The following is a 20858-nucleotide window of genomic DNA, read 5'->3' as shown; positions in this document are numbered from 1 at the left end:
AAACACAGATGGCCGTTCCCGCATATGCAAGCCCGCTCGAGAGAACCTGGCACTACGCCTATCTCGTGATCTGTGGCCTGATCTTCTTCTTCCTGATCGCGCCGATCGTGGTGATCATTCCGCTGTCCTTCAACGCGGAGCCTTACTTCACCTTCACCGAGAAGATGCTGAGCTTCGACCCCTCCGGCTATTCGATGCGCTGGTATGACATGCTGCTGACCTTCGGGATGCAGGAGCCGCAGGTCGAGCGCAGCTGGTCGTGGTGGATGGATGCCTGGCAGCATTCGACCTGGATCGACGTGGCGAAGAACTCGATCATCATCGGCTTCTTCTCGACGATCCTCGCGACGGTGCTGGGCACGCTGGCCGCCCTCGGCCTGTCGCGCCCCGAGATGCCGTTCCGCCGTGCCATCATGGCGGTGCTGATCTCGCCGATGATCGTGCCGATCATCATCACCGCGACGGGGCTGTTCTTCTTCTACTCGAAGACCGGGCTCGCGCATTCCTATCCGGGCATCATCATGGCCCACGCGACCTTGGGCATTCCCTTCGTGATCATCACCGTGACCGCGACGCTGGTGGGCTTCGATCACTCGCTGACCCGTGCGGCGCAGAACCTCGGTGCCGACCCGCGCACGACCTTCTTCAAGATCGTGATGCCGCTGATCCTGCCGGGCGTGGTCTCGGGCGCGTTGTTCGCCTTCGTCACCTCCTTCGACGAAGTCGTCGTGGTGCTCTTCGTGGCAGGTTACGACCAGCAGACGATCCCGCGCCAGATGTGGAACGGTATCCGCGAGCAGATCAGCCCCGCGATCCTTGCGGTGGCCACGATCCTCGTCTTCGTGTCGATCGCGCTTCTGACCACGGTCGAGCTGCTGCGCCGCCGCTCCGAGCGCCTGCGCGGGATGTCACCCGGCTAAAGCGTCAAGCGTCAGCGGGCAGCGCTCGCCCTCATAAAACGTCTCAAGGAGCCGGGTGAACACCGGCTCCTTTTTCTTTGAGGCGGCCTCGAACAGCGTCGCGCAGGAGCGCAGCTTCAGTGCATCGACCGGCCCCATGATCTCCTCGATGGGTGTGCCTGCATGGGCGAGCACCGCCTCGGAGGCCTCTACCAGCCGCGTCCGCAGCACCGGATCGGCGAGATAGGCCCGCGCCTCGGCGAGATCCGCGATCCCGTATTCCACCGCTCGGGGCGACCGCCCGAGCGAGGCCAATTGCGGGAAGATCCACCAGATCCAATGGCTGCTCTTGCGACCTTGGCGAAGTTCGCGCAGGGCGGTCGGATAGTCGCGGGTTTGGGGGGCGTGGAAGCGTTGGGTCATGGGATGAGCCTAACACGCTCTGGACATCGCGAGGAGGGCCGCGACCGATCCGAGGGTGGGCGCAATCGCGCCCGCCCTGGGGGTGGGTCGGGCGCGGCCCGGCCTAGGGGCCGGGCGAAGGGTTAAACCTTGAAGCGCCTGCGTACTGCAAAGCCAAAGAGGAAGACCAATCCAATGCTAAAATAGCTGACGAAGAACTGGATGAAGGCAACCCACGGTTGGCACGGGACAACTAATCTGCGTGCGGAGAAAAGGGAAAAAGGTGAGAAAATTCCCTCGATAGAACCGACAAGCGCACGAATTGACTGCGCAGCTAGAGAATTTCCGACCATGCTTCCCTGCCATCCAGCATAGCTATTGATGTCACTTCGGAAAAGCGTTGTCCCAGTGGCGAAAAGGAGAGTGGAAAGCAGAAGCAAAGTTAGAAATAGTATGATTAAAGGCCTCCAGAAGCTCAGGCCATAGTCAGACAGTGAAGACCATAAGACGAAGAAAAATTTTTCGGCTCGTTCCGCATCTTCTTTTTCTATGGAAAGCTCATGCCCGCGGGCGAAATGTGCGAGCTTTGAGTTTCCTTTTTTCTCGGCCCAATTGTTCAGCTGGGCGTAGCTTTCTCGGTCTAACCTTAGGCTTTGGAGACGCTCAGGAACTCTTAAGCGTTTGTATCTCTTGGCTGCTTTGGTAGCTATAAGGGTAATGGAACGAAAAGATTCAAGCTGAGCGTCCCAAGAAAGAAGTGTGGTTCTTTCGATCCGCAAGTTGGCCTTTGACGCTGGGTCGGTTGTAGACGTGTGTAATTTTGCAACCTTACTGCCCATTATTAATATATCGCCACTGGCTCTGATGTTGAGTTCAAAAAAGTTCGAGTCGGTGGCGGTAATATTTCTTCCTGTGAAGCTCAACGTACCAATATTTCTCTGCAAAACTTCACACTCGTTTCCAGCGATGTCGATTCTTGCAAAGCTACGATTTGGAAATTCTTCCCATAAAGAATTGATCGCTTGCTGAAGGTTATTGTAGTTGTTCTGGGCGATCGAATAATATGTTGTTTCAGGTTCTGATTTTTCGACTTCTGCTAAAAATTCTTGAAGTTTTGTTGTTGCGAAGTCCCCTTCAGACAAGCTTCCAGCCTCGTGTGTATTTTTAACGAGGCGAATTTTTCGCTTAATGGAAAAGCCAGTGATTTCATTAGGAAAGCAATTAGAAAACTCTGGAGCTCTGGTTTTCACCCCCACACCTCCGTAAACTCCCGCCACTCCCCTTTGCTCATGCCGGACGTCTCCTGTGTGATCTCCTCGCCCGCCAGACGGCGCTTCAGCAGCTCCACCGCCTTGCCCGACAGGTTCACCCCGCCCAGACGGTAATCCTCGAAGGCCGAATAGGCGGCGGGGACCCAGTCACGCACGATGTCGCACATGGTCTCGGCATAGACGCGGATCTCGTATTGCGCGTGGCTGTCGGCGCGCAGGCGCAGGAAGTGGAAGAGGTTGTGCAGGTCCACCTTCCAATACCATTGCGTGTAGATATTGGTCGGCAGGTTCATCCGCGCCAGTTCCCGGGCGAGGCCCTGTTTGCCCGCATCCTCGTCGGGCGTCAGCATGTCCTCGTAATGGTCATAGGCGCGCATCGCGTCGTCGCGCAGGATGTCGAGCACGCGGGCGGCCTCGGCGCCTTCGAGCACCTGACCGCGGCCCTGATGGTTCTGGCTCGATTGCGCGGCGAGCTGGCTGGCCTCGGGGATGTAGAACTCGCGGTCGAGGATCGAGTAGCGCGCGGAGTATTCGTTGACGTTTGCGGTGCGGTGGCGGATCCACTGACGCGCGACGAAGACCGGAAGCTTGACGTGGAACTTGACCTCGCACATCTCGAACGGGGTCGAATGCCAGTGCCGCATCAGGTAGCGGATCAGGCCCGCGTCGCTGTTCACCGTCTTGGTGCCACGGCCATAGGAGACGCGCGCCGCCTGCACGATCGCGTTGTCGTCGCCCATGTAGTCGATGACCCGGACCACCCCGTGATCGAGCACTTCATGGGCGGTATAGAGCCGCTTCTCCATCCCCGGCGAAACCGCCCGCGCGGTCATTTGCGTCTCGGCGCGCTGTGCGTCGATCTCGGCTTGTTGTTCGGGGGTGAGCGCCATGATGTCCTCCGGATGTCTCGAATCGACCTCCACTATATCTGCGATGGGCGGCTCTAGGAACCGCCATATCCTGTGGATAAGCCGGGGTGCTTGCCGCGGCCGCGTCAGGAGCTATCCTCCGGTTAACCGCAATCAGTTCCAAGGAAGCCTGTTCATGAAAATCGAATATCTGCACACGATGGTCCGCGTGCTCGACCTCGAGAAATCGAAAGCCTTCTACGAGCTTCTGGGGCTCAAGGAACGCAACCGCATCGAAAACGAGAAGGGCCGCTTCACGCTGGTCTTCATGTGCCCGCCCGATCAGGACGACGGCACGGCGGATGTCGAGCTGACCTGGAACTGGGACGGCGATAGCGGGCTGCCCTCGGACAGCCGCCATTTCGGCCACCTCGCCTACCGCGTCGAGAACATCTACGAGATGTGCCAGCACCTGATGGACAACGGCGTGACGATCAACCGTCCGCCGCGCGACGGTCACATGGCCTTCGTGCGCTCGCCCGACAATATCTCGGTCGAGCTGCTGCAGATGGGCGAGCCACTGCCGATCCAGGAACCCTGGGCCAGCATGGAGAACACCGGCAGCTGGTGATTACTTGCGAAAGTGATCCTTGAGCTTGTCGAAGGGGCTGCGGGTTTCCGTGGCCTCTTTCTTTTGCGGGGCGTTTTGTGGGGCAGGGGTGTCGGCTTTCGTGGGTGCCTTGGTGCCGGTCGAAGAGCGCGGCGGCGCAACCCGCAGGCTCACCGCATTGAGGAATTTCGAGCCGTCGCCCGCCGCCAGCGCAGGCGCGCCGTCCGAAATCCCGCGTAGCAGATCGTCGAGCATCTCCTGCTCCGCCTTCGGGAAGTCGTTGAGCACATAGCCCGCCACACGGTCCTTATGTCCCGGGTGGCCGATCCCCAGCCGAACCCGCGCGTAGTCGGGCCCCATATGCTGATGGATCGAGCGCAGCCCGTTATGCCCCGCATGGCCGCCGCCCTGCTTTAGGCGGCACTTGCCGGGGGCGAGGTCCAGCTCGTCATGGAAGACGGTGATGTCGGAGACATCGACCTTGTAAAAATCGGCGGCCGCGCGCACGGACTGGCCGGAAAGGTTCATGAAGGTCTCGGGCTTCAGCAGCACGACGCGGGTTGAGCCGAAACGGCCCTCGCTCACCTGACCCTGAAACTTGCCGCGCCACGGGGCGAAGCCGTGATCCTCGGCGATCCGGTCGAGCGCCATGAAGCCGATATTGTGACGGTTGTTCGCGTATTTCGCGCCCGGATTTCCCAGGCCCACCCAGAGTTGCATGCGTCTCCCCTTTCGAACGACGGTGTCGAGGCTCTGCTCACTCCGGGATAAGTGAGCGCGCGCGAAGGGGAAAGGGGGTCGTCGCGTTCAGGCCGCGCGGTGTTCGACGTAGGCCGGGCGTCCCGATGAGCCGACGACGATCGGGCGCTCTTGAGTGTCGGGAAGGGCAAACTCATCGAAGAGGCGTTCGCTGGTCTCTTCGATATTGCACTTCGCGATTTCCTCATACCCGTTGCGCGGGAGTCGTCGGGCCGTAAAGATGCGGAACGGTCGCAGGACCGGACCCAGCACCGTATAGAGGGCGCGGCTAATTGCGTTGAGCATTCTAGGCGGTAGCACCACGAATGCTGCAAGAACGAGTGCGAATAGCTCCAGCATGTGACTAGCCTTTAGGTTGTATTAACTTTGAGGCTATAGCGTTTCGCGCAAAAGGCGAGGAAATTCGAGATCACATAGATGTGAACTTGAGTGGTTGGCGGTTTGCCGCGCATCCGGGGAATCAAGCGCCGCGCAAAGAAAAACGGGGCCCCGAAAGGCCCCGTCTCGAAAATCTCATCGGAAGAAGAATTACTCTTCGGTCGCTTCTTCGCTGGCTTCTTCGCCCTCGTCCTCGTCGGAGGAACCGCCACCGAAGCCTTTCGGCGGGGCGACGTTCGCGATCACGAAGTCACGCTCGATGGTGGGCTTGGCGCCTTTCGGCAGGTCCACGTCGGAGATGTGGATGGTGTCGCCGATCTGCTTGCCTTCGAGGTCGACCACGATCTGCTCGGGGATATCGCCGGCGAGAACGTTGAGTTCGACTTCCGGGCGCACCGCGACGAGGGTGCCGCCGCGCTTCAGGCCGGGCGCCTTCTCGTGGTTGATGAACTCGACATGCACGAAAAGCGAGATGCGCGAGTTGCGGTGGGTGCGCATGAAGTCGACATGGGTCGGCAGGTCCTTCACGACGTCTTTCTGAACGCCGCGGCAGATCACGCGGACGTCTTCCTGGCCTTCCATCTTCAGGTTGAAGAGGGTGGACATGAAGCGGCCTTTGCGCAGGCGGGTGATCAGGCGGTTGTAGTCGAGGTTGATTGCAACCGGGTCCTTGCCGTCGCCATAGACGATACCGGGCACGAGGCCCTCACGACGCGCTTGCCGAGCGGCCCCCTTGCCCGTCCCCGTACGCGCCACGGCTTCGATCGTTTCGATCTCTTTTGCCATAACTGGTCTCCAATTTGTCAAAGTGATGGGCCGCCTCCAAGGGTGTCGGGCCCATGAAGCCGCGCGAATACTCGGGATTGGCCGGGATGGCAAGTGGAAACCGACGACGTTACGGAAACCGGGAGGGGACGGAAACCGGGGTTGCCACAGCCTGGTACCTGACTAAAGTCAGAAAATATTCCGGACTTCAGTCAGGTATTTCCATGGATTCTATCGCACGTATACGCCGGTTCAACCGGGCCGTCACCCGACAGCTCGGGGCGCTCAACTCGTCTTTCCTGGGGCGTGGCCGCCCGCTTGGTTCTGCGCGGGTGCTCAACCTGATCGGGCGCGGGCAGGGGGATGTCGCGAAACTGCGCGAGGTATTGGCCCTCGATTCCGGGCAGATGAGCCGGCTGTTGCGGGGGCTGGAGGGCGAGGGATTGATCGTGATGGAGGACGATCCCGAGGACGGGCGGCGACGCATCGCGCGGCTCACCGACGCGGGTCAGGCGGAATTCGCGGAATATGAACGGCTCTCCGATGCGCAGGCGGCGGATATCCTGTCTCGCCATCCCGATCACGCCGCGTTGCTGGGGGCGATGGACCTGATCGCGACGTCGTTGACGCGCAGCGAGATCGAGATTGTGCCCTGCGACCCACTCGATCCGCGCGCGCAGTCCTGTCTGGCCAAATATTATGCGGAACTCTCTGCCCGGTTCGACGGGGGCTTCGACGTGAGCCTGTCGAAAGACCCCGAGGCCGCCGAGATGCGTCCGCCCCATGGCACGTTCCTGATCGCCTTGTCCGACGGATTGCCGCTGGGCTGCGCAGCCCTGAAGGGCGGGGCGGACTATGCCGAGGTGAAACGCGTCTGGATTGCCCCCGCCGCACGCGGCTTGGGGTTAGCGCGGCAGCTAATGACCGCGCTCGAAGCCTCGGCCCGCGAACTGGGCCACCTGCGCCTGCGGCTCGACACTAATTCAGCGCTGCCCGAAGCGATCGCAATGTACCAGCGCTTCGGCTGGCACGAGATCCCGCGTTACAACAACGATCCCTACCCGGACCGGTTCTTCGAGAAACGCCTGCTCGCTCAGGAATAAGTGTCGAAGAACCCGTTCGGGATCAGCAGATCGTCCCGGCCCAGATCCGCGATCCGGCGCTTGCCACACAGAGCCATCGATGTGTCCAGCTCTTTTTGGATGACCTCGAGCGCCTTGGTTACGCCCGGCTCGCCCATCGCGCCCAGACCGTAGACGTAGGCGCGCCCGATCATCACGCCCTTCGCGCCAAGCGCCAGCGCCTTGAGCACGTCCTGCCCCGAGCGGATACCGCTGTCGAGCCAGACTTCGGTCTTGTCGCCGACTGCGTTGACGATCTTCGGCAGCATCCGGATCGAGCTGAGCGCCCCGTCGAGCTGACGCCCGCCATGGTTCGAGACCACGATCGCATCGGCTCCTGTGGCGGCCGCCATCTCGGCATCTTCTTCGCTCAGGATTCCCTTCAGGATCACCTTGCCGCCCCACATGTCCATGAGCTGCTTGATCCGGTCCCAGTTGAGCGACTGATCGAATTTTTCCGCCGTCCAACTTGCCAGCGAGGCGGGATCGGCGGCGCTCTCCACATGGCCAACGATATTGCCGAAGAAGCGCCGCTTGGTCTGCAGCATCTCGATGCCCCAGCGCCATTTCGTGGCGAGATCGGCCAGCACGGCGGGGGTGAATTTCGGCGGCGCCGTCAGGCCGTTCTTAAGGTCCTTGTGCCGCTGCCCCAGCAGCTGCAGATCGACCGTGATGACCAGCGCGGAGCAGCCCGCGGCCCGTGCCCGATCCAGCACGCGCTTGTTATAGTCGTCGTCGGTCAGCGTATAAATCTGGAACCAGAAGGGCTGGCTGACATTCTCGGCCACGTCCTCGATCGAGCAGATCGACATCGTCGACAGCGTGTAGGGTACGCCGAACTTCTCCGCCGCGCGCGCCGCCTTGATCTCGCCATCCGCGCGCTGCATCCCCGTCATCCCGACCGGCGCGAGCGCCACCGGCATCGCGACGTCCTGGCCCAGCATCGTCGATTTCGTCGAGCGCCCCGTCATGTCCCGCGCGATCCGCTGGTTGAGCCGGATTTGCGCGAAATCCTCGGTATTCTCGCGGAAGGTCTGCTCGGTATACGAGCCGCTTTCCGCGTAATCGTAGAACATCTTCGGCGTGCGGCGCTTATGCAGACGTTTCAGATCGGCGATGGAGGTGATGACGGTCATGGGGGTTCCTCTCTCCGTGGTTAAGTTTCCTTACCAATCGCGCGAAATTTGCGCAATCGCCCATCGCAAGGCTTGCAATCATGCCCGATCCGTTCCCATCTCGCCGGGAGAACACGAAAAGGAGAGCGCCGTGAACGAGGTATGGCTCGGCCTGATGGGCGGCATGGTGGCGGGCGTCGCGACAGCCGCCGGGGCGATCCCGGCGCTCCTGGGTCGCTCGATGAGCCAGCGCACCGCCGATACGATGCTGGGCTTTGCGGCGGGCGTGATGCTCTCGGCGTCGTATTTCTCGCTGATCCTGCCGGGGATCGACGTGGCAGAGACCATGTTCGGCTCTGTCTGGGTCGCCGCCGCCATCGCCGCGATCGGGATCGCCATCGGCGCGGGCTTCGTGGCCTGGCTGAACGCGACCCTGCCGCACGAACACTTCACCTCCGGCCGTGAGGGTGCCGATGCGGCGCAACTGGCGCGGATCTGGCTCTTCGTGATCGCGATCACCATTCACAACTTTCCCGAAGGTCTGTCGATCGGCGTCGCTTTCGGCGCGGGCAACGAGAACGGCTTCTCGGTTATGACTGGCATCTCGCTGCAAGACATCCCGGAAGGCCTCGCCGTGGCCGTCGCGCTGATCGGGCAGGGCTATTCTCGGCGGAAGGCCTTCTTCGTCACCGCGATGACCGGGGCGGTCGAACCCGTGGGCGCGCTGGTCGGCGCAGCTGCCGTGTCGGTCTCCGGCGCACTGCTGCCATGGGGGCTGACCTTTGCGGCGGGTGCCATGCTATACATCATCAGTCACGAGATCCTGCCCGAAACCCACCGCAACGGGCACCAGAACCGCGCGACCGCCGGGCTACTCTTCGGCCTGATCCTGATGATGTTCCTCGACGTGACGCTTGGCTGATCCCTCTTTACTTCCGCGCTGCCCCAGCGTAAGCGCCATGCATGATCGCAAGGACCGCATATATTTCCCGTCCCCGACGTCGCCGCTGAAGCGCCTGACGTCCGATCTGCCGTGGCCTGCCGCCACACCCAATCCCAAATCGCTGACCGAAGGCCCCCGAATGTTGACAGCCCCCCGGGACTGTTGCACGAATTTGCCTTCCCTTACTGGAGCTTGACCCCGATGATCCCCTCCGTCCTGCCGACCTATAATCGCGCACCGCTCGCCTTCGTTAAGGGCGAAGGTTCCTGGCTCGAGACGGCGGATGGGAACCGATATCTCGATATGGGCGCGGGGATCGCTGTGAACGCGCTTGGTCATGCCGCGCCCGAACTGGTAGAAGCGCTGACCGAGCAGGCCGCGAAGCTTTGGCACGTCTCGAATCTCTACCAGATCCCGCAACAGCAGGCGCTGGCCGATGCGCTGGTCGAGAAGACCTTCGCCGATACGGTCTTCTTCACCAATTCCGGCACCGAGGCTGCGGAACTCGCGATCAAGATGGCGCGGAAATACTGGTCCTCGAAAGGCGAGGACCGGGTGGAGATCATCACCTTCGAGGGCGCCTTCCACGGCCGCTCCACCGGTGCGATCTCGGCCACGCCGAAATCGGAAAAGATGGTGAAGGGCTTCGGCCCGCTGCTGCCCGGCTTCACCCAGCTTCCCTGGGGCGATCACGAGGCGCTCAAGGCTGCCGTAACCGACAAGACCGCCGCTATCCTGATCGAGCCGATCCAGGGCGAGGGCGGTATCCGCCCGGTGCCCGATCAGTGTCTGAAGGGACTGCGCGATCTCTGCGACGAGACCGGCGCGCTCCTGATCTTCGACGAGGTGCAATGCGGCGTGGGCCGCTCTGGCCGGCTGTTCGCGCATGAATGGGCAGGCGTCACGCCCGATATCATGATGGTCGCGAAGGGCATCGGCGGGGGCTTCCCGCTGGGTGCTGTTCTGGCCACCGAAGACGCCGCCTCCGGCATGGTCGCGGGCACGCATGGCTCGACCTATGGCGGTAACCCGCTGGGCTGCGCGGTCGGCGCCAAGGTGATGGAGATCGTCTCCGAGGCCGCTTTCCTCGACCAGGTGAACGCCAAGGCAGGTTTCCTGCGCCAGAAGCTCGAAGGGCTGATCGCGGCGCATCCCGACACGTTCGAAAGCGTGCGCGGCACCGGACTGATGCTGGGGCTCAAATGCAAGCGCGCGCCGGCCGATCTCGTGGCCGCCGCCTATGACCAGCACCTGCTGACCGTCCCGGCGGCGGATAACGTGCTGCGCCTGCTGCCCGCGCTGAACATTTCCGAGGCCGATCTGGCCGAGGCGGTGACCCGGCTCGATGCCGCCGCGTCGCAACTCGAAAAGGCCGCCTGACTTCCTCTTGGCGTAAATATCCTCGGGGGCTGCGCGGGAGCGCAGCGGGGCGGACAGCTCCTCAGGCCCCTCCACGAAAGACAAACCGATGAACCATTTCCTCGATATCCACAAAACCGACCCCGCCGCGCTGCGGTCCATGATCGACCAGGGCATCGCGATGAAGCAGGCCCGCAACGGTCGTCCGAAAGGCGCGCCCGATGACGAGCAGCCGCTCGCCGGGCACATGGTCGCTCTGATCTTCGAGAAGCCCTCGACCCGGACCCGCGTCAGCTTCGATGTCGGCGTGCGTCAGATGGGCGGGCAATCGATGGTGCTCTCGGGCGCGGATATGCAGCTGGGCCATGGCGAGACCATTGCCGATACCGCCCGGGTTTTGTCGCGCTACGTCGATCTGATCATGATCCGGACCTTCGAGGAGGAAACACTGCTCGAGATGGCCGAATATGCCTCGGTGCCGGTGATCAACGGCCTGACCGACCGCACTCACCCCTGCCAGATCATGGCCGATGTTATGACCTATGAAGAGAAGCGCGGGCCGATCGCGGGCAAGAAGGTGGTCTGGTCGGGCGACGGCAACAACGTCTTCGCCAGCTTCGCCCATGCCGCGGCGCAGTTCGGCTTCGATCTGACCTTCACCGGGCCGGAAACGCTCGACCCCGAACGTGCGTGGCTCGACTTGGCCGAGAAGGCGGGCCACCCGATCACGATAGAGCGCGATCCGATCAAGGCGGTCGAAGGCGCCGATCTGGTTGTCACCGACACCTGGGTGTCGATGCATGATCCGGAATCCGCGAAGGAGCGTCGCCACAACCAGCTGCGGCCCTACCAGGTCAACGAGGAGCTGATGAGCCACGCCAAGCCCGACGCGCTCTTCATGCATTGCCTGCCCGCGCACCGCAATGACGAGGCGACGAGCGGCGTCATGGACGGCCCAGCCTCGGTGATCTTCGACGAGGCAGAGAACCGTCTGCACGCGCAAAAGGCGGTGATGCGCTACTGCCTCGGCAAGTGAGGACAGAAGCCGGGCAGGGGGTCACTCCAGCCCGGCGATGATCGCGCGCAGCGTCTCGATCCCTTCGCCCTTTTCGGACGAGGTTAGTACGATCTCGGGGAAGGCGGCGGGGTGTTTGGCCAGCGCCTTACGCACCTGACCCAGCACCTTTTCGCAATCTTTCGCGCTGACCTTGTCGGCCTTCGTCATCACGACCTGAAATGGGACGGCGGCGCGGTCAAGCAGCGTCAGGATCTCCTCGTCCACCGCTTTGACGCCGTGGCGCGTGTCGATCAGCACGAAGGCGCGACGCAGCGTCGCGCGGCCCGACAGGTAATCCTTCAGCAACGCCTGCCATTTCGCGACCACCGCGACCGGGGCCTGCGCGAAGCCGTAGCCCGGAAGGTCGACCAGATAGGGTCCGTCCTGCGTGGTGAAATAGTTGATCTCCTGCGTGCGGCCCGGCGTGTTCGATGCGCGCGCGAGGTTGCGGCGGTTCGTGAGCGCGTTGATCAGGCTTGACTTGCCGACATTGGATCGTCCCGCGAAGCAAACCTCAATGCGGTCGGCGGGTGGTAGCCCCTTCATCGCGACGACGCCCTTGAGGAAATCGACGGGGGCGGCGAACAGCTTGCGCCCACGCTCACGCGCGAAATCGTCGGGCTCTTCGGCCAGCGGGAAATTCAACTCCATCAGAGTACCTCGATCTTGTCGCCGCGCGCGATGCGGCCCTGTTTTGTGACGAGGCAGAATACGCCAAGGTCGGTATGCCCATAATGGCGTTCCAGCTCTGCCAGCATGTCGATGTCGCGCTCGCCCGTCTCGATACTGGCGTCCGTCGCGCGACAACGCCCGATACAGGCGCGCAGTTGCAGCTCCGCCTCGCCCACGCGTACCGTTTTCCCGATCAGGTCCATCTCGGCGAAGGGCTCCCAGCCCTCGACCCAGAGATTGGCGCGGAAGCGGCGGCGGTCGATGGGCTTGCCCACGCGCGCCGAGAGATCGTCGAGCGAAGCCTGCCCGATCAGCGAGACATAGGGCAGGGGATCATCGGTGAAAGCCCGGTCGGGGCCGCGTACCAGCGCGGTCGGGCGCGGCGCGCTTTCGGGCCAGAACGGGCGCAGCCATTCCAACAGTTTGCGCTGGTCGAGCTCACGCTCGAGATCGATCTCGAGATGCCATTGCTCGGGGTGCTCCAGCAGAATGTGTCCGTTCTCGAGCATCCGCGACGTCACCCCCATCAGGCCCGCCGCGGAACGTCCGATCACGAAGTTGATCTTCTGGCCCCAGCCATCCGCGCGCCCCTCTGCATCGACACCGATCTTGGAGCGCTCATGCAGCACCGCCCACTCCCGGTCGCAAGGCAAGACGCGCCCCTCTTCAAGGGACGCGTCCTTCAGTTCCTCTACCCCGATCGACTTGATCGGATGTCGGTAGATGCGAGAGAGCGTTGCGCTCATTTCTTCTCTTCGGCGGGTTTCTTCCGCGAGAAGCTCTCTTTGATATTGCCGAACAGGTCCGGCCGCTTCCCGTGCATCGACATGATCGTGTACTGCTGGATGAACGTGATCGTGTTGTTCGTGATCCAGTAAAGCACGAGGCCCGAGGCGAAGCTGCCCAGCATGAACATGAAGACCCACGGCATCCACGCGAAGATCATCGCCTGAGTCTTGTCCGTCGGCGCCGGGTTCAGGCGCTGCTGGAACCACATCGAGACACCCAGCAGGATCGGCAGGATACCGAGCGACAGGATGAAGAGCGGCGAGCCCGGATCGGGCGCTGCGAAGGGCAGCAGGCCGAACAGGTTCAGGATCGAGGTCGGATCGGGGGCCGAAAGGTCGTGGATCCAGCCGATCCACGGCGCGTGATAAAGTTCGATCGTGACGTAGATCACCTTATAGAGCGAGAAGAAGATCGGGATCTGGATCAGAAGCGGCAGACAGCCCGCGGCGGGGTTCACCTTGTGCTTCTTGTAGAGCTCCATCATGCCCTGCTGCATCTTCTGGCGGTCGTCGCCAGCGGCCTCCTTCATCTTCTCCATCTCGGGCTGCAGTTCTTTCATGCGCGCCATCGAGATGTAGGACTTCCGTGCCAGCGGGAAGACGATCAGCTTGATGATGAAGGTCAGCGCGATGATCGCCCAGCCCATGTTGCCGATCGCGCCATGCAGGAAGTGCAGGAGGCGGAACATCGGCTTGGTGAGGAAGTAGAACCAGCCCCAGTCGAGCGAGTCGACGAATTTCGGGATCGGGACATTGTCCTGATAGTCGCGCAGGGTTTCCCATTCCTTCGCACCGGCGAAGAGGTGGGTCTGCGCGTCACCCTTGGCGCCCGGCGCGACGTCGATCACCGGCAGGCGGGTCTCGGTCTGGTAGATGTCGGACTTCTCGCCCGAATATTTCACCACCGAGGTGAAGGGGCCCGAGATCGGCGCCAGAACGGTCTGCCAGTATTTGTCGGTAAAGCCCGTCCAGCCGGCGTCCTTCACCTGCTTGATCTCGGCCTGACCCTCGGCGCCCTTGTTATCGAGCTTGGTGATGTTCTTGTATTTGATCTCTTGGAGATTGCCGTCATCCATCGCCACGAGGCCTTCGTGGAGCACGTAGACGCGGCGCTCCTCGGGGATGCCGTGACGCGCGATGATCCCGTAGGGGGCAAGCTTCACGGCGGCGTCGGTACCGTTCTGCACCGACTGCTTGATCGTGAAGAGATACTTGTCATCGACCGAGATCTCGCGCTGGAAGGTCAGGCCGTGGCCGTTGTCCCACTGAAGCGTCACAGGCGTGTCGGGCGTGAGTTTGCCGTTGCCGACCTGCGTCCAGACCGTATTCGGGCCGGGCACCTGATCGCCCGGCAGACCGCCCGCGGGCAGCCAGCCATATACGACGTAATAGGGCAGGGTCGAATTGTCGGTATTGCCGCTGATGGGCGAGAGGAGACGCACGTCCGGCGAATCTTTCGCCAGCGTTTCCTTGTATTTCTTGAGCGACAGGTCGTCGAAGCGCCCGCCGAGAGTCGAGATCGAACCCTCGACCGCCGGGGTGTCGATCGCGATGCGCGCGGCGCTTTGGGCTTGGGCGCTCGCGGTTTGCGACATGGTCGCCGTATCGACCGGCGCGCCGGTGGTGTCGGCCGCAGACTTCGGTGCGATATCAGTGCTTTCGGGCGTCGCGGCCTGTTGCGTGGTCACCTCGCTCGGCGGGGTCGTCGTGTCCTGCGTGGGCGGGAAGAAATAGGTCCAGACGCCCAGCACGACTGCGGAGAGTACCACCGCGAGAATGAGATTCTTGTTTTGGTTGTCCATGAAACCCTAAGTCCACAAGCCTGTCGAAAACTTGCATGGGTTCAACAGAAGGGGCAGCCAAAGGTCAAGCCATTTTCCCTTGAAACGATCGATCGGGCACGGTTTGCCTCTGCGTGCTTGGTCACGATGCCGGGCGCGCGGCGGCGGAGCGCGGTCTGCGGGGCCGCTCAACGCCGGCCGATTTGCGGCGTCGCGGCGAGCTTGGTGCGGTGCCGTTCTGCCCAATCGAGAAATTCGCTGATCGGCATCGGGGCGGCGATCGCCGGGCCTTGCACCGCTGAGCAGCCCAGCTGGCACAGCATCGCGTGCTCGGCGATACCCGGCACCCCTTCGGCGAGCGTTTTCAGCCCCAGTCCTTCGGCCATCGATACGATCGCGGCGGTCAGGCGCTGGTGTTCGGTGTTGTGGTCGATCTGTGCGGTGAGCGAGCGATGGATGCGCAGCCGCTGCGGTCCGAGCCGGTGGATCGTTTCTGCCGAGACGGGGCCGGAGCCGAACCCCGCCAGTTCGATCAGGCAGCCGAGGCGTTTGATTTCGTGCAGGGTGCGACAGCAAACCGGATCGTCGAGCCGCGCCACCATCGCCTGCGGGACGATCAGCCGCAGCCGGTTCGGGGCGATCTCGAACCGGTCGAATTCCCAGGCCAGCCGCTCGGCCAGTCTCGGGTCGCCCATCTGGCCGTGCAGGAATGGCAGCGAGGCCGGGCCGAAGTCGCTGCCGTCGCGCGAGATGTCGCGCAGCGCACCGAAGGCCGCGTAGAGCATCACCTCGGAGAAGCGCGCGCCGAGCCCTGCAGCTTCGATCGCGGGAAGAATCTCGCTTTCGGTCAGGATCCCGCGCTGCGCGTGAAGCCAGCGCGGGATTGCCTGAAATCCCACGATGTCCCCGGTATCAGTGGATATCTGCGGCAGGAAGAACGCCTTTATATGCCCGGCCTCCAGTGCCTCCCTCACGCTGGCGGATAGCGGGTGCGGGCCCGGCTCTTTCATGACGATCTTGTTGGAACGGGAGGAGCGGATCGCGCCGGGGCCGCTGCGCATCGCGCGCTCGGCGGCGGTTTCGGCGCGCGACAGGGCCGCCTCCGCCTCCGCATGGGCGTGCGCTTCGGCCTTGGCCAGCGTGGCGGCGTCCTCGCGATGGGCAGGAGACGCATCACTCCGGCCCACGAGGTGAAAGCCGATATGCATGGTGATCTGTTCGGTCTGTGCCGCGATCGAGTAAGGCTCGCTTACCGCTTCCTGCAGGCGCCCGCAAAGCTGGATCATGCCCTCGAGCCCGAGGCGTGGCGTCGGGCGCAGCAGGACCGCGAAACGGGCACCCTCCCATCGGGTGACTACGTCGCCGCTGCGCAGCTGCCCCTGAAGCCGCTCGCCGATCCGGCGCAGCAGCAGGTCGAAGTCCCTGGCCGGCAGGCGCCGAAGCGCCTGCTCCGGCGCGTCGAGGCCGAGAATCAGGCAGCCGGTCGGGCGATTGCGCGCCCGCGCGTCCTGCAGGGATGCGGCCATTTCGGAGATCGCGGCATTTGGCGGCGGCAGGCCGGTAGCGGGGTCGCAGCCTTCCTCGTCAGTCTCAAGCGGGACGGGCAGGCGACGGGTCATCCATCCCACTAGAAGCGCGGTAAGGCCGATCAACACCATCGCCTCGGGCCCCACCCAAAGCAGGGCGAGCCCACAGGCCGGTACGAAGGCGATCATCTCGCGGCGGAGCAGAACCGGCCCCGGCTTGCCGTGATATCTTGCGCGCAGCTCTGATTTGCGGGCGGCGCGCTTGCCCCCGTCCTTCCCCATGACACCTACCCCCGTGGCACATGCAGGCCCCTCAGGAGCCCCCTTCGCCGGCGAGGTTAGGCGCAATTGGTATTCAGCCGGTTAATCGCGCTCGCGCAAAACCGGGACGTTTTCGTTAAAATCCGCTTCACTCTCCGCGCGCCGCTCGAGCCCCGCGAAATCGAAGATCGCGGGGTCGCACAGGTGCGAGGGGCGCGCGTTGAGTAGCGCCTTGAACATCTTGTTGCGGCGGCCGGGGGCGTTCTTCTCCCAGCCGTCGAGCATCATCTTCACCTGCTGGCGCTGCAGCCCGTCCTGAGAGCCGCAGAGATCGCAAGGGATGATCGGATAGTCCATCGCGCGGGCGAATTTCTCGCAATCTTCCTCCGCGACGAAGGCGAGCGGTCGATAGACGAAGAGATCGCCTTCCTCATTCAGCAGTTTGGGCGGCATCGTCGCGAGGCGCGAGCCGTGGAACAGGTTCATGAAGAAAGTCTCGAGAATGTCGTCGCGGTGATGACCCAGCACGACGGCCGAGCAGCCTTCCTCGCGCGCGATGCGATAGAGGTTGCCGCGCCGCAGCCGCGAGCAAAGCGCGCAATAGGTGCGGCCCTGCGGGACCTTGTCCATCACGATCGAATAGGTGTCCTGATATTCGATCCGGTGCGGCACGCCCATCTTCTCGAGGAATTCCGGAAGCACGGTCGCGGGGAAGCCCGGCTGGCCCTGATCGAGATTGCAGGCCAGCAGCTCCACCGGCAGCAGCCCGCGCCATTGCAGCTCGTGCAGCACGGCCAGCAGCGTGTAGCTGTCCTTGCCGCCCGACAGGCAGACCAGCCAGCGTTGACCGCGTTCGATCATGCCGTATTTCTCGATCGCCTCGCGGGTTTCGCGCACGATGCGCTTGCGCAGTTTCTTGAACTCGGTCGTCGAGGGTGCGCCCGCGAAAAGCGGATGGATCGGGCTGTCTTCGTCATCAAGCATCTGGAGTGTCCTTCGCGTCATGCGCATGGGCGCAACGATGGGCGGCGTCATGTTCGGGATCGGCGCCAGGCACCGGGTCGTAGCCATGCCCGCCCCAGGGGTGGCAGCTCAGGAGCCGTTTCCCGGCAAGCCATCCCCCCTTCACCGCACCATGCCGTTCGAGCGCTTCGAGCGCATAGGACGAACAGGTCGGCTGGTAGCGGCAGCCGTGCCCCATCCAGGGGCTGAGCAGCAAGCGATAGGCATGAACCGGGAGGGCGAGGATTCGGGCGAGGGGGCTCATTTGCGTTTGCTCCCCTTGGGTTTGCGCGGCCGCGGCGGGGTGATCGGCAAATCGTGAATGATCGTGAGCACGGTCTCGAATTCGGCCAGCATGGCGGCGAAGTCGCGCGTTGCGGTCGCCTCGGGGCGCCCGACCAGAACATAGTCCCAGCCCGGCCGACCCGCCTTGGGCAGAACGGCGCGGGCGATTTCGCGCAGACGCCGTTTCGCGCGATTGCGCGCCACCGCATTGCCGAGCTTCTTCGAGCAGGTGAAACCCACGCGGATCAGATCGGGGGCGACGGGCTCGTCTTCGCGGCGTTTGCGCGCCTGCAGCAGAAAGCCGGGCATCCCCTTACGCTGTGCCGAGGCCGCTTTCAGGAAATCCGCCCGCTGCCGCAGAACCGCGGTCGGGCGAGTCGGATCATCTGAGCGTATGGCGGCCATCAGGGGACCTCCGGCGAATAAACGGCGCGCAAAATAGCGAAGCCGCCGGTCTTTTCACCGATCCGACCCGAGGGCCCGACCTGCGAAAAGCATCCGGCGGCGTCAAAAGCCAGTCGCGGCTGTAACGGCCTTAAGCCGACAGACGCTTACGGCCCTTCGCGCGACGGGCGTTGAGAACCCGGCGTCCACCCTTCGTGGCCATGCGGCTGCGGAAGCCGTGGCGACGGGCGCGAACGAGGTTCGACGGCTGGAACGTGCGTTTCATCGTTTTCACTCCGGTTCGGGCCCAGAAACAGGATTCGAGGGCCAGATAGCATTTCGAAGCCGCTCTTTAGTGACCTCTCCCCGGCAAGTCAATTCGCGAAAGCGGGTTTTTTCCGGCTTTTCCGGTCGCTTCGCATGGATCGTGACCGCTCACGGGGTTTTGCCTTTCGTGCGAGCCACCTATCTTGTGCACAAAGAGCGGCTGACGCGCAGGATGGCATCCTTGCATCCTGACGGGCGGTGCATCAAGAGTGACAGTGAAGGGGACAGGCCGACGCTGCGGGGCGGCTCTGCGTTTGATAGGCGATGAAAGTGAACACTCTTTCAGGACGGTTTCTGATCCTGACCACGGTTTTCGTGGTGCTCGCCGAGGCGTTGATCCTTTTGCCGGGGCTAGCGAATTTCCGTGAGGACTATCTTCTTACGCGACTCGAGCGGGCGCAAATCGCCTCGCTCGCGCTGCTGACCACAGACACCACCATCGCGCCCGATCTGGAAAAGGAACTGCTCTCCAACGCGGGCGTCTTCAACGTCGTGCTGCGCAGAGATGCGGCGCGGCAGCTGGTGTTGTCCTCTCCGATTCCCTCGCCCGTGACCGAAACCTACGATTTGCGCGATTCGACCGAATGGACGCGCATCCGTGACGCGGTGCATGCGCTCTTCGATTCCGAGGATCGCGTAATCCGGGTGCTGGGGCAGCCGGTGCAGAAGGGCGGCATCGTGATCGAGGTGACGCTCGCGACCGAGCCGATGCGGATCGCAATGGTGGAATACGGGCTACGGCTCCTGTCGATCTCGGCGGTCTTCTCCGTGATCACCGCCGTTCTGCTGTTCCTGCTGGTGCGGCGCCTGATGGTCGTGCCGATCAAGCGGCTTGTAGCGCATATGTCATCCTACGCGGACGCGCCCGAAGACGCGCGGCGTATCATAACCCCGCAGGCCAGCGTCGAGGAACTGCGCGTGGCGGAAGAGGCCTTGGCCTCGATGCAGCAGCAGCTCACCGCGTCGCTGCGCCAGAAGGAGCGTCTCGCACAGCTGGGGCAAGCGGTCGCCAAGATCAGCCACGACCTGCGCAACATCCTGACCACGGCGCAGCTCTTCGCCGACCGTATGGAAAGCTCGGACGATCCCGGCGTGAAGCGCGCGGCGCCGAAGCTGACCGGCTCGATCGAGCGCGCGATCAACCTGTGTGAAACGACGCTCGCCTTCGGCAAGGCCAAGGAGCCGCCGCCGACGCTGTCGCGCTTCATGTTCGGCGAGCTGGCGCAGGAAGTTCTGGAAAACGAGGAACACCCGAGCGAAGGCCCGGTCGTCGATTTCGTCACCGACATGCCGCCGAACCTGGTAATCCGTGCCGACCGCGAGCAGCTCTACCGCGTGCTCAACAACCTCGTGCGCAATGCCCGTCAGGCGATCGAGGCCACCGGAAAGAACGGTACGGTAGAGATCGGCGCAGGCGAGAATTCCGAAGGTTGGTGGATTCGCGTGCAGGACAGTGGCCCCGGACTGCCCGAGACCGCCCGCGAACATCTCTTCAAGCCGTTCACCGGGGGCACCCGAGCGGGCGGTACGGGGCTCGGCCTCGCTATTGCCGCGGAGTTGATTCGTGGCCATGGCGGGCGGCTGGACCTCGTTCGGACCGATGGGAGCGGCACCGAGTTTCGCATCTTCCTGCCCTCCGATGTCGCGTTGGATTGTGTCTCCGAGAAGGGCGCCGGCGCAATCTCCTGAGCCCGTGCGGGGTTACGTGCCGGCAGCGATGCACCCATCCGCAGGGCTGCCGCGAGGGCATCCGGGAATTTTGACGGTTTTGCGAAATTGCCGCGAATTTGCTCTTGCATCGTTCCGACGTGGCCGTTACATCGCCCCACATAAGCGGACCCGTAGCTCAGCTGGATAGAGCACTTGACTACGAATCAAGGGGTCGGGCGTTCGAATCGTCCCGGGTCCGCCATTTCTCTCCCTTCCGAAATATAGATGATCAGCACGCCACTGATGCGGTTACGCGCGCGGTGATAGCTGTCAAGCGCTGGCGTGGCTGCAGTCCCAGACGTTGCGCATGACGTATGGCAGAGGCTTAGGTGCGTGGTGTCCAGAGTATCACGCCGCCGGGACCCGGCCTCGCGCTCGACTGTGCGATTTGCGTGGCTTTGCGCGTCGCGACCGACTGCGGCATCTCGAACAACGCGCATATCATCACGATGGGCGCGCGGGTCTTGGGTGCGGAGCTCGCGAAAGACATCGCCGATGCCTTCCTGGCCTCGTCTTTCGATCCCGAGGGGAAATCGGCGGGCAACGTTCAGGCCATTGACGCGGTCGACGCCAAGTATCACACGACCGCCTGAGC

General features: G+C 63.1%; 23 protein-coding genes and 1 tRNA gene. 9 read left to right on the top strand and 15 right to left on the bottom strand.

Going from position 1 to position 20858, the window contains the following annotated elements; all coding sequences use genetic code 11:
• Positions 1 to 8: 8 nt before the first annotated feature.
• Complete coding sequence (locus tag B6V76_RS07090) at positions 9 to 920, top strand: ABC transporter permease (protein WP_075776248.1); 912 nt, start codon at positions 9 to 11, stop codon at positions 918 to 920.
• Here the strand turns inward: B6V76_RS07090 and B6V76_RS07085 are convergent.
• The 3 genes from B6V76_RS07085 to thyX all read right to left on the bottom strand — a co-directional run bounded on the left by B6V76_RS07085 (position 909) and on the right by thyX (position 3462).
• Positions 909 to 1322, bottom strand: coding sequence for a DUF1810 domain-containing protein (locus B6V76_RS07085; RefSeq protein WP_088727040.1), 414 nt, complete (start codon positions 1320 to 1322; stop codon positions 909 to 911). The two genes, B6V76_RS07090 and B6V76_RS07085, sit on opposite strands and share 12 nt — an antisense overlap.
• A 122-nt stretch (positions 1323 to 1444) precedes the next feature.
• A complete protein-coding gene (locus B6V76_RS19650) occupies positions 1445 to 2551 on the bottom strand; it encodes a hypothetical protein (RefSeq protein ID WP_141104891.1) in 1107 nt (368 codons plus the stop codon).
• Positions 2548 to 3462: an FAD-dependent thymidylate synthase gene (thyX, locus tag B6V76_RS07080; RefSeq protein ID WP_075776246.1), complete on the bottom strand. Its 915-nt coding sequence runs from the start codon at positions 3460 to 3462 to the stop codon at positions 2548 to 2550. Before thyX ends, B6V76_RS19650 begins: the two co-directional genes overlap by 4 nt.
• A 154-nt stretch (positions 3463 to 3616) precedes the next feature.
• Here thyX and B6V76_RS07075 point away from each other — a divergent pair, with 154 nt between their 5' ends.
• Entirely contained in the window at positions 3617 to 4051 is a 435-nt protein-coding gene (locus tag B6V76_RS07075) for a VOC family protein (protein ID WP_088727039.1), read from the top strand.
• Here B6V76_RS07075 and pth read toward each other — a convergent pair whose 3' ends face one another.
• From pth to B6V76_RS07060, 3 genes are all read right to left on the bottom strand, one after another.
• Positions 4052 to 4750, bottom strand: a complete 699-nt coding sequence (pth, locus tag B6V76_RS07070) for an aminoacyl-tRNA hydrolase (RefSeq protein WP_088727038.1) — start codon at positions 4748 to 4750, stop codon at positions 4052 to 4054.
• A gap of 87 nt (positions 4751 to 4837) precedes the next feature.
• Positions 4838 to 5128, bottom strand: a complete 291-nt coding sequence (locus B6V76_RS07065; RefSeq protein ID WP_088719106.1) for a hypothetical protein — start codon at positions 5126 to 5128, stop codon at positions 4838 to 4840.
• Positions 5129 to 5317: 189 nt separating this feature from the next.
• A complete protein-coding gene (locus tag B6V76_RS07060) occupies positions 5318 to 5953 on the bottom strand; it encodes a 50S ribosomal protein L25/general stress protein Ctc (protein ID WP_078539807.1) in 636 nt (211 codons plus the stop codon).
• 203 nt (positions 5954 to 6156) lie between these two features.
• Here B6V76_RS07060 and B6V76_RS07055 point away from each other — a divergent pair, with 203 nt between their 5' ends.
• Positions 6157 to 7035: a helix-turn-helix domain-containing GNAT family N-acetyltransferase gene (locus tag B6V76_RS07055; RefSeq protein WP_088727037.1), complete on the top strand. Its 879-nt coding sequence runs from the start codon at positions 6157 to 6159 to the stop codon at positions 7033 to 7035.
• On the opposite strand, the gene B6V76_RS07050 is transcribed toward B6V76_RS07055, so the two are convergent.
• Positions 7026 to 8189 carry an alpha-hydroxy acid oxidase gene (locus B6V76_RS07050; protein ID WP_088719104.1) on the bottom strand — a complete coding sequence of 388 codons (1164 nt, stop codon included), beginning with the start codon at positions 8187 to 8189 and terminating at the stop codon, positions 7026 to 7028. The genes B6V76_RS07055 and B6V76_RS07050 overlap by 10 nt on opposite strands.
• 154 nt (positions 8190 to 8343) lie before the next feature.
• Between B6V76_RS07050 and B6V76_RS07045 the strand changes: the two genes are divergently transcribed.
• The 3 genes from B6V76_RS07045 (at position 8344) to argF (ending at position 11506) form a co-directional block, all read left to right on the top strand.
• The gene (locus tag B6V76_RS07045; RefSeq protein WP_088719409.1) at positions 8344 to 9090 is read left to right on the top strand and encodes a ZIP family metal transporter; all 747 of its coding nucleotides are present in this window, start codon (positions 8344 to 8346) and stop codon (positions 9088 to 9090) included.
• Between the two features lie 222 nt (positions 9091 to 9312).
• Positions 9313 to 10491, top strand: a complete 1179-nt coding sequence (locus B6V76_RS07040) for an aspartate aminotransferase family protein (RefSeq protein WP_088727036.1) — start codon at positions 9313 to 9315, stop codon at positions 10489 to 10491.
• An 88-nt stretch (positions 10492 to 10579) separates the two neighbouring features.
• Entirely contained in the window at positions 10580 to 11506 is a 927-nt protein-coding gene (gene argF, locus B6V76_RS07035) for an ornithine carbamoyltransferase (RefSeq protein WP_075776238.1), read from the top strand.
• 21 nt (positions 11507 to 11527) lie between these two features.
• On the opposite strand, the gene yihA is transcribed toward argF, so the two are convergent.
• The 8 genes from yihA to rpmH form a co-directional block, all read right to left on the bottom strand.
• A complete protein-coding gene (gene yihA, locus B6V76_RS07030) occupies positions 11528 to 12178 on the bottom strand; it encodes a ribosome biogenesis GTP-binding protein YihA/YsxC (RefSeq protein ID WP_088727035.1) in 651 nt (216 codons plus the stop codon).
• Positions 12178 to 12945 (bottom strand): MOSC domain-containing protein, encoded by a 768-nt coding sequence (locus tag B6V76_RS07025; protein WP_088727034.1) that lies wholly within the window; start codon positions 12943 to 12945, stop codon positions 12178 to 12180. The genes yihA and B6V76_RS07025 overlap by 1 nt, the downstream gene beginning before the upstream one ends.
• A complete protein-coding gene (gene yidC, locus B6V76_RS07020; RefSeq protein WP_088719100.1) occupies positions 12942 to 14789 on the bottom strand; it encodes a membrane protein insertase YidC in 1848 nt (615 codons plus the stop codon). Before yidC ends, B6V76_RS07025 begins: the two co-directional genes overlap by 4 nt.
• Before the next feature lie 167 nt (positions 14790 to 14956).
• A complete protein-coding gene (locus tag B6V76_RS07015; RefSeq protein WP_088727033.1) occupies positions 14957 to 16576 on the bottom strand; it encodes a GGDEF domain-containing protein in 1620 nt (539 codons plus the stop codon).
• A gap of 81 nt (positions 16577 to 16657) precedes the next feature.
• Positions 16658 to 17539 carry a tRNA 2-thiocytidine(32) synthetase TtcA gene (ttcA, locus tag B6V76_RS07010; protein ID WP_088719098.1) on the bottom strand — a complete coding sequence of 294 codons (882 nt, stop codon included), beginning with the start codon at positions 17537 to 17539 and terminating at the stop codon, positions 16658 to 16660.
• The gene (yidD, locus tag B6V76_RS07005; RefSeq protein WP_088727032.1) at positions 17532 to 17822 is read right to left on the bottom strand and encodes a membrane protein insertion efficiency factor YidD; all 291 of its coding nucleotides are present in this window, start codon (positions 17820 to 17822) and stop codon (positions 17532 to 17534) included. The genes ttcA and yidD overlap by 8 nt, the downstream gene beginning before the upstream one ends.
• Complete coding sequence (rnpA, locus tag B6V76_RS07000; protein WP_077701152.1) at positions 17819 to 18247, bottom strand: ribonuclease P protein component; 429 nt, start codon at positions 18245 to 18247, stop codon at positions 17819 to 17821. The genes yidD and rnpA overlap by 4 nt, the downstream gene beginning before the upstream one ends.
• 130 nt (positions 18248 to 18377) lie before the next feature.
• Positions 18378 to 18512 (bottom strand): 50S ribosomal protein L34, encoded by a 135-nt coding sequence (gene rpmH / locus B6V76_RS06995; RefSeq protein ID WP_075776231.1) that lies wholly within the window; start codon positions 18510 to 18512, stop codon positions 18378 to 18380.
• Positions 18513 to 18817: 305 nt separating this feature from the next.
• Between rpmH and B6V76_RS06990 the strand changes: the two genes are divergently transcribed.
• The 3 genes from B6V76_RS06990 to B6V76_RS20125 all read left to right on the top strand — a co-directional run bounded on the left by B6V76_RS06990 (position 18818) and on the right by B6V76_RS20125 (position 20856).
• Positions 18818 to 20242, top strand: coding sequence for a HAMP domain-containing sensor histidine kinase (locus tag B6V76_RS06990; protein WP_075776230.1), 1425 nt, complete (start codon positions 18818 to 18820; stop codon positions 20240 to 20242).
• A gap of 146 nt (positions 20243 to 20388) precedes the next feature.
• Positions 20389 to 20465: transfer RNA gene (locus B6V76_RS06985), tRNA-Arg, on the top strand.
• A gap of 127 nt (positions 20466 to 20592) precedes the next feature.
• On the top strand, positions 20593 to 20856 hold the full coding sequence (locus B6V76_RS20125) for an RpiB/LacA/LacB family sugar-phosphate isomerase (protein WP_240497816.1): 264 nt from the start codon (positions 20593 to 20595) through the stop codon (positions 20854 to 20856).
• The last annotated feature ends 2 nt before the right edge of the window (positions 20857 to 20858 follow it).

Origin of the sequence: Thioclava sp. IC9 (genome assembly GCF_002213225.1) — a bacterium.
Lineage (GTDB): Bacteria > Pseudomonadota > Alphaproteobacteria > Rhodobacterales > Rhodobacteraceae > Thioclava > Thioclava nitratireducens.
This window is presented reverse-complemented; position numbering and strand designations above follow the sequence as displayed.

Excerpts from the sequence above, each read along its gene's own strand:
- B6V76_RS07040 (WP_088727036.1), top strand. The coding sequence starts at position 9,313 with ATGATCCCCTCCGTCCTGCCGACCTATAATCGCGCACCGCTCGCCTTC.
- B6V76_RS07060 (WP_078539807.1), bottom strand. The coding sequence starts at position 5,953 with ATGGCAAAAGAGATCGAAACGATCGAAGCCGTGGCGCGTACGGGGACG.
- B6V76_RS07025 (WP_088727034.1), bottom strand. The coding sequence starts at position 12,945 with ATGAGCGCAACGCTCTCTCGCATCTACCGACATCCGATCAAGTCGATC.
- rpmH (WP_075776231.1), bottom strand. The coding sequence starts at position 18,512 with ATGAAACGCACGTTCCAGCCGTCGAACCTCGTTCGCGCCCGTCGCCAC.
- argF (WP_075776238.1), top strand. The coding sequence starts at position 10,580 with ATGAACCATTTCCTCGATATCCACAAAACCGACCCCGCCGCGCTGCGG.
- B6V76_RS07085 (WP_088727040.1), bottom strand. The coding sequence starts at position 1,322 with ATGACCCAACGCTTCCACGCCCCCCAAACCCGCGACTATCCGACCGCC.
- pth (WP_088727038.1), bottom strand. The coding sequence starts at position 4,750 with ATGCAACTCTGGGTGGGCCTGGGAAATCCGGGCGCGAAATACGCGAAC.
- yidD (WP_088727032.1), bottom strand. The coding sequence starts at position 17,822 with ATGAGCCCCCTCGCCCGAATCCTCGCCCTCCCGGTTCATGCCTATCGC.
- yidC (WP_088719100.1), bottom strand. The coding sequence starts at position 14,789 with ATGGACAACCAAAACAAGAATCTCATTCTCGCGGTGGTACTCTCCGCA.
- yihA (WP_088727035.1), bottom strand. The coding sequence starts at position 12,178 with ATGGAGTTGAATTTCCCGCTGGCCGAAGAGCCCGACGATTTCGCGCGT.
- B6V76_RS07090 (WP_075776248.1), top strand. The coding sequence starts at position 9 with ATGGCCGTTCCCGCATATGCAAGCCCGCTCGAGAGAACCTGGCACTAC.
- rnpA (WP_077701152.1), bottom strand. The coding sequence starts at position 18,247 with ATGGCCGCCATACGCTCAGATGATCCGACTCGCCCGACCGCGGTTCTG.
- B6V76_RS06990 (WP_075776230.1), top strand. The coding sequence starts at position 18,818 with ATGAAAGTGAACACTCTTTCAGGACGGTTTCTGATCCTGACCACGGTT.
- B6V76_RS07055 (WP_088727037.1), top strand. The coding sequence starts at position 6,157 with ATGGATTCTATCGCACGTATACGCCGGTTCAACCGGGCCGTCACCCGA.
- thyX (WP_075776246.1), bottom strand. The coding sequence starts at position 3,462 with ATGGCGCTCACCCCCGAACAACAAGCCGAGATCGACGCACAGCGCGCC.
- B6V76_RS07045 (WP_088719409.1), top strand. The coding sequence starts at position 8,344 with ATGGGCGGCATGGTGGCGGGCGTCGCGACAGCCGCCGGGGCGATCCCG.
- ttcA (WP_088719098.1), bottom strand. The coding sequence starts at position 17,539 with ATGCTTGATGACGAAGACAGCCCGATCCATCCGCTTTTCGCGGGCGCA.
- B6V76_RS07015 (WP_088727033.1), bottom strand. The coding sequence starts at position 16,576 with ATGGGGAAGGACGGGGGCAAGCGCGCCGCCCGCAAATCAGAGCTGCGC.
- B6V76_RS07050 (WP_088719104.1), bottom strand. The coding sequence starts at position 8,189 with ATGACCGTCATCACCTCCATCGCCGATCTGAAACGTCTGCATAAGCGC.
- B6V76_RS07065 (WP_088719106.1), bottom strand. The coding sequence starts at position 5,128 with ATGCTGGAGCTATTCGCACTCGTTCTTGCAGCATTCGTGGTGCTACCG.
- B6V76_RS07075 (WP_088727039.1), top strand. The coding sequence starts at position 3,617 with ATGAAAATCGAATATCTGCACACGATGGTCCGCGTGCTCGACCTCGAG.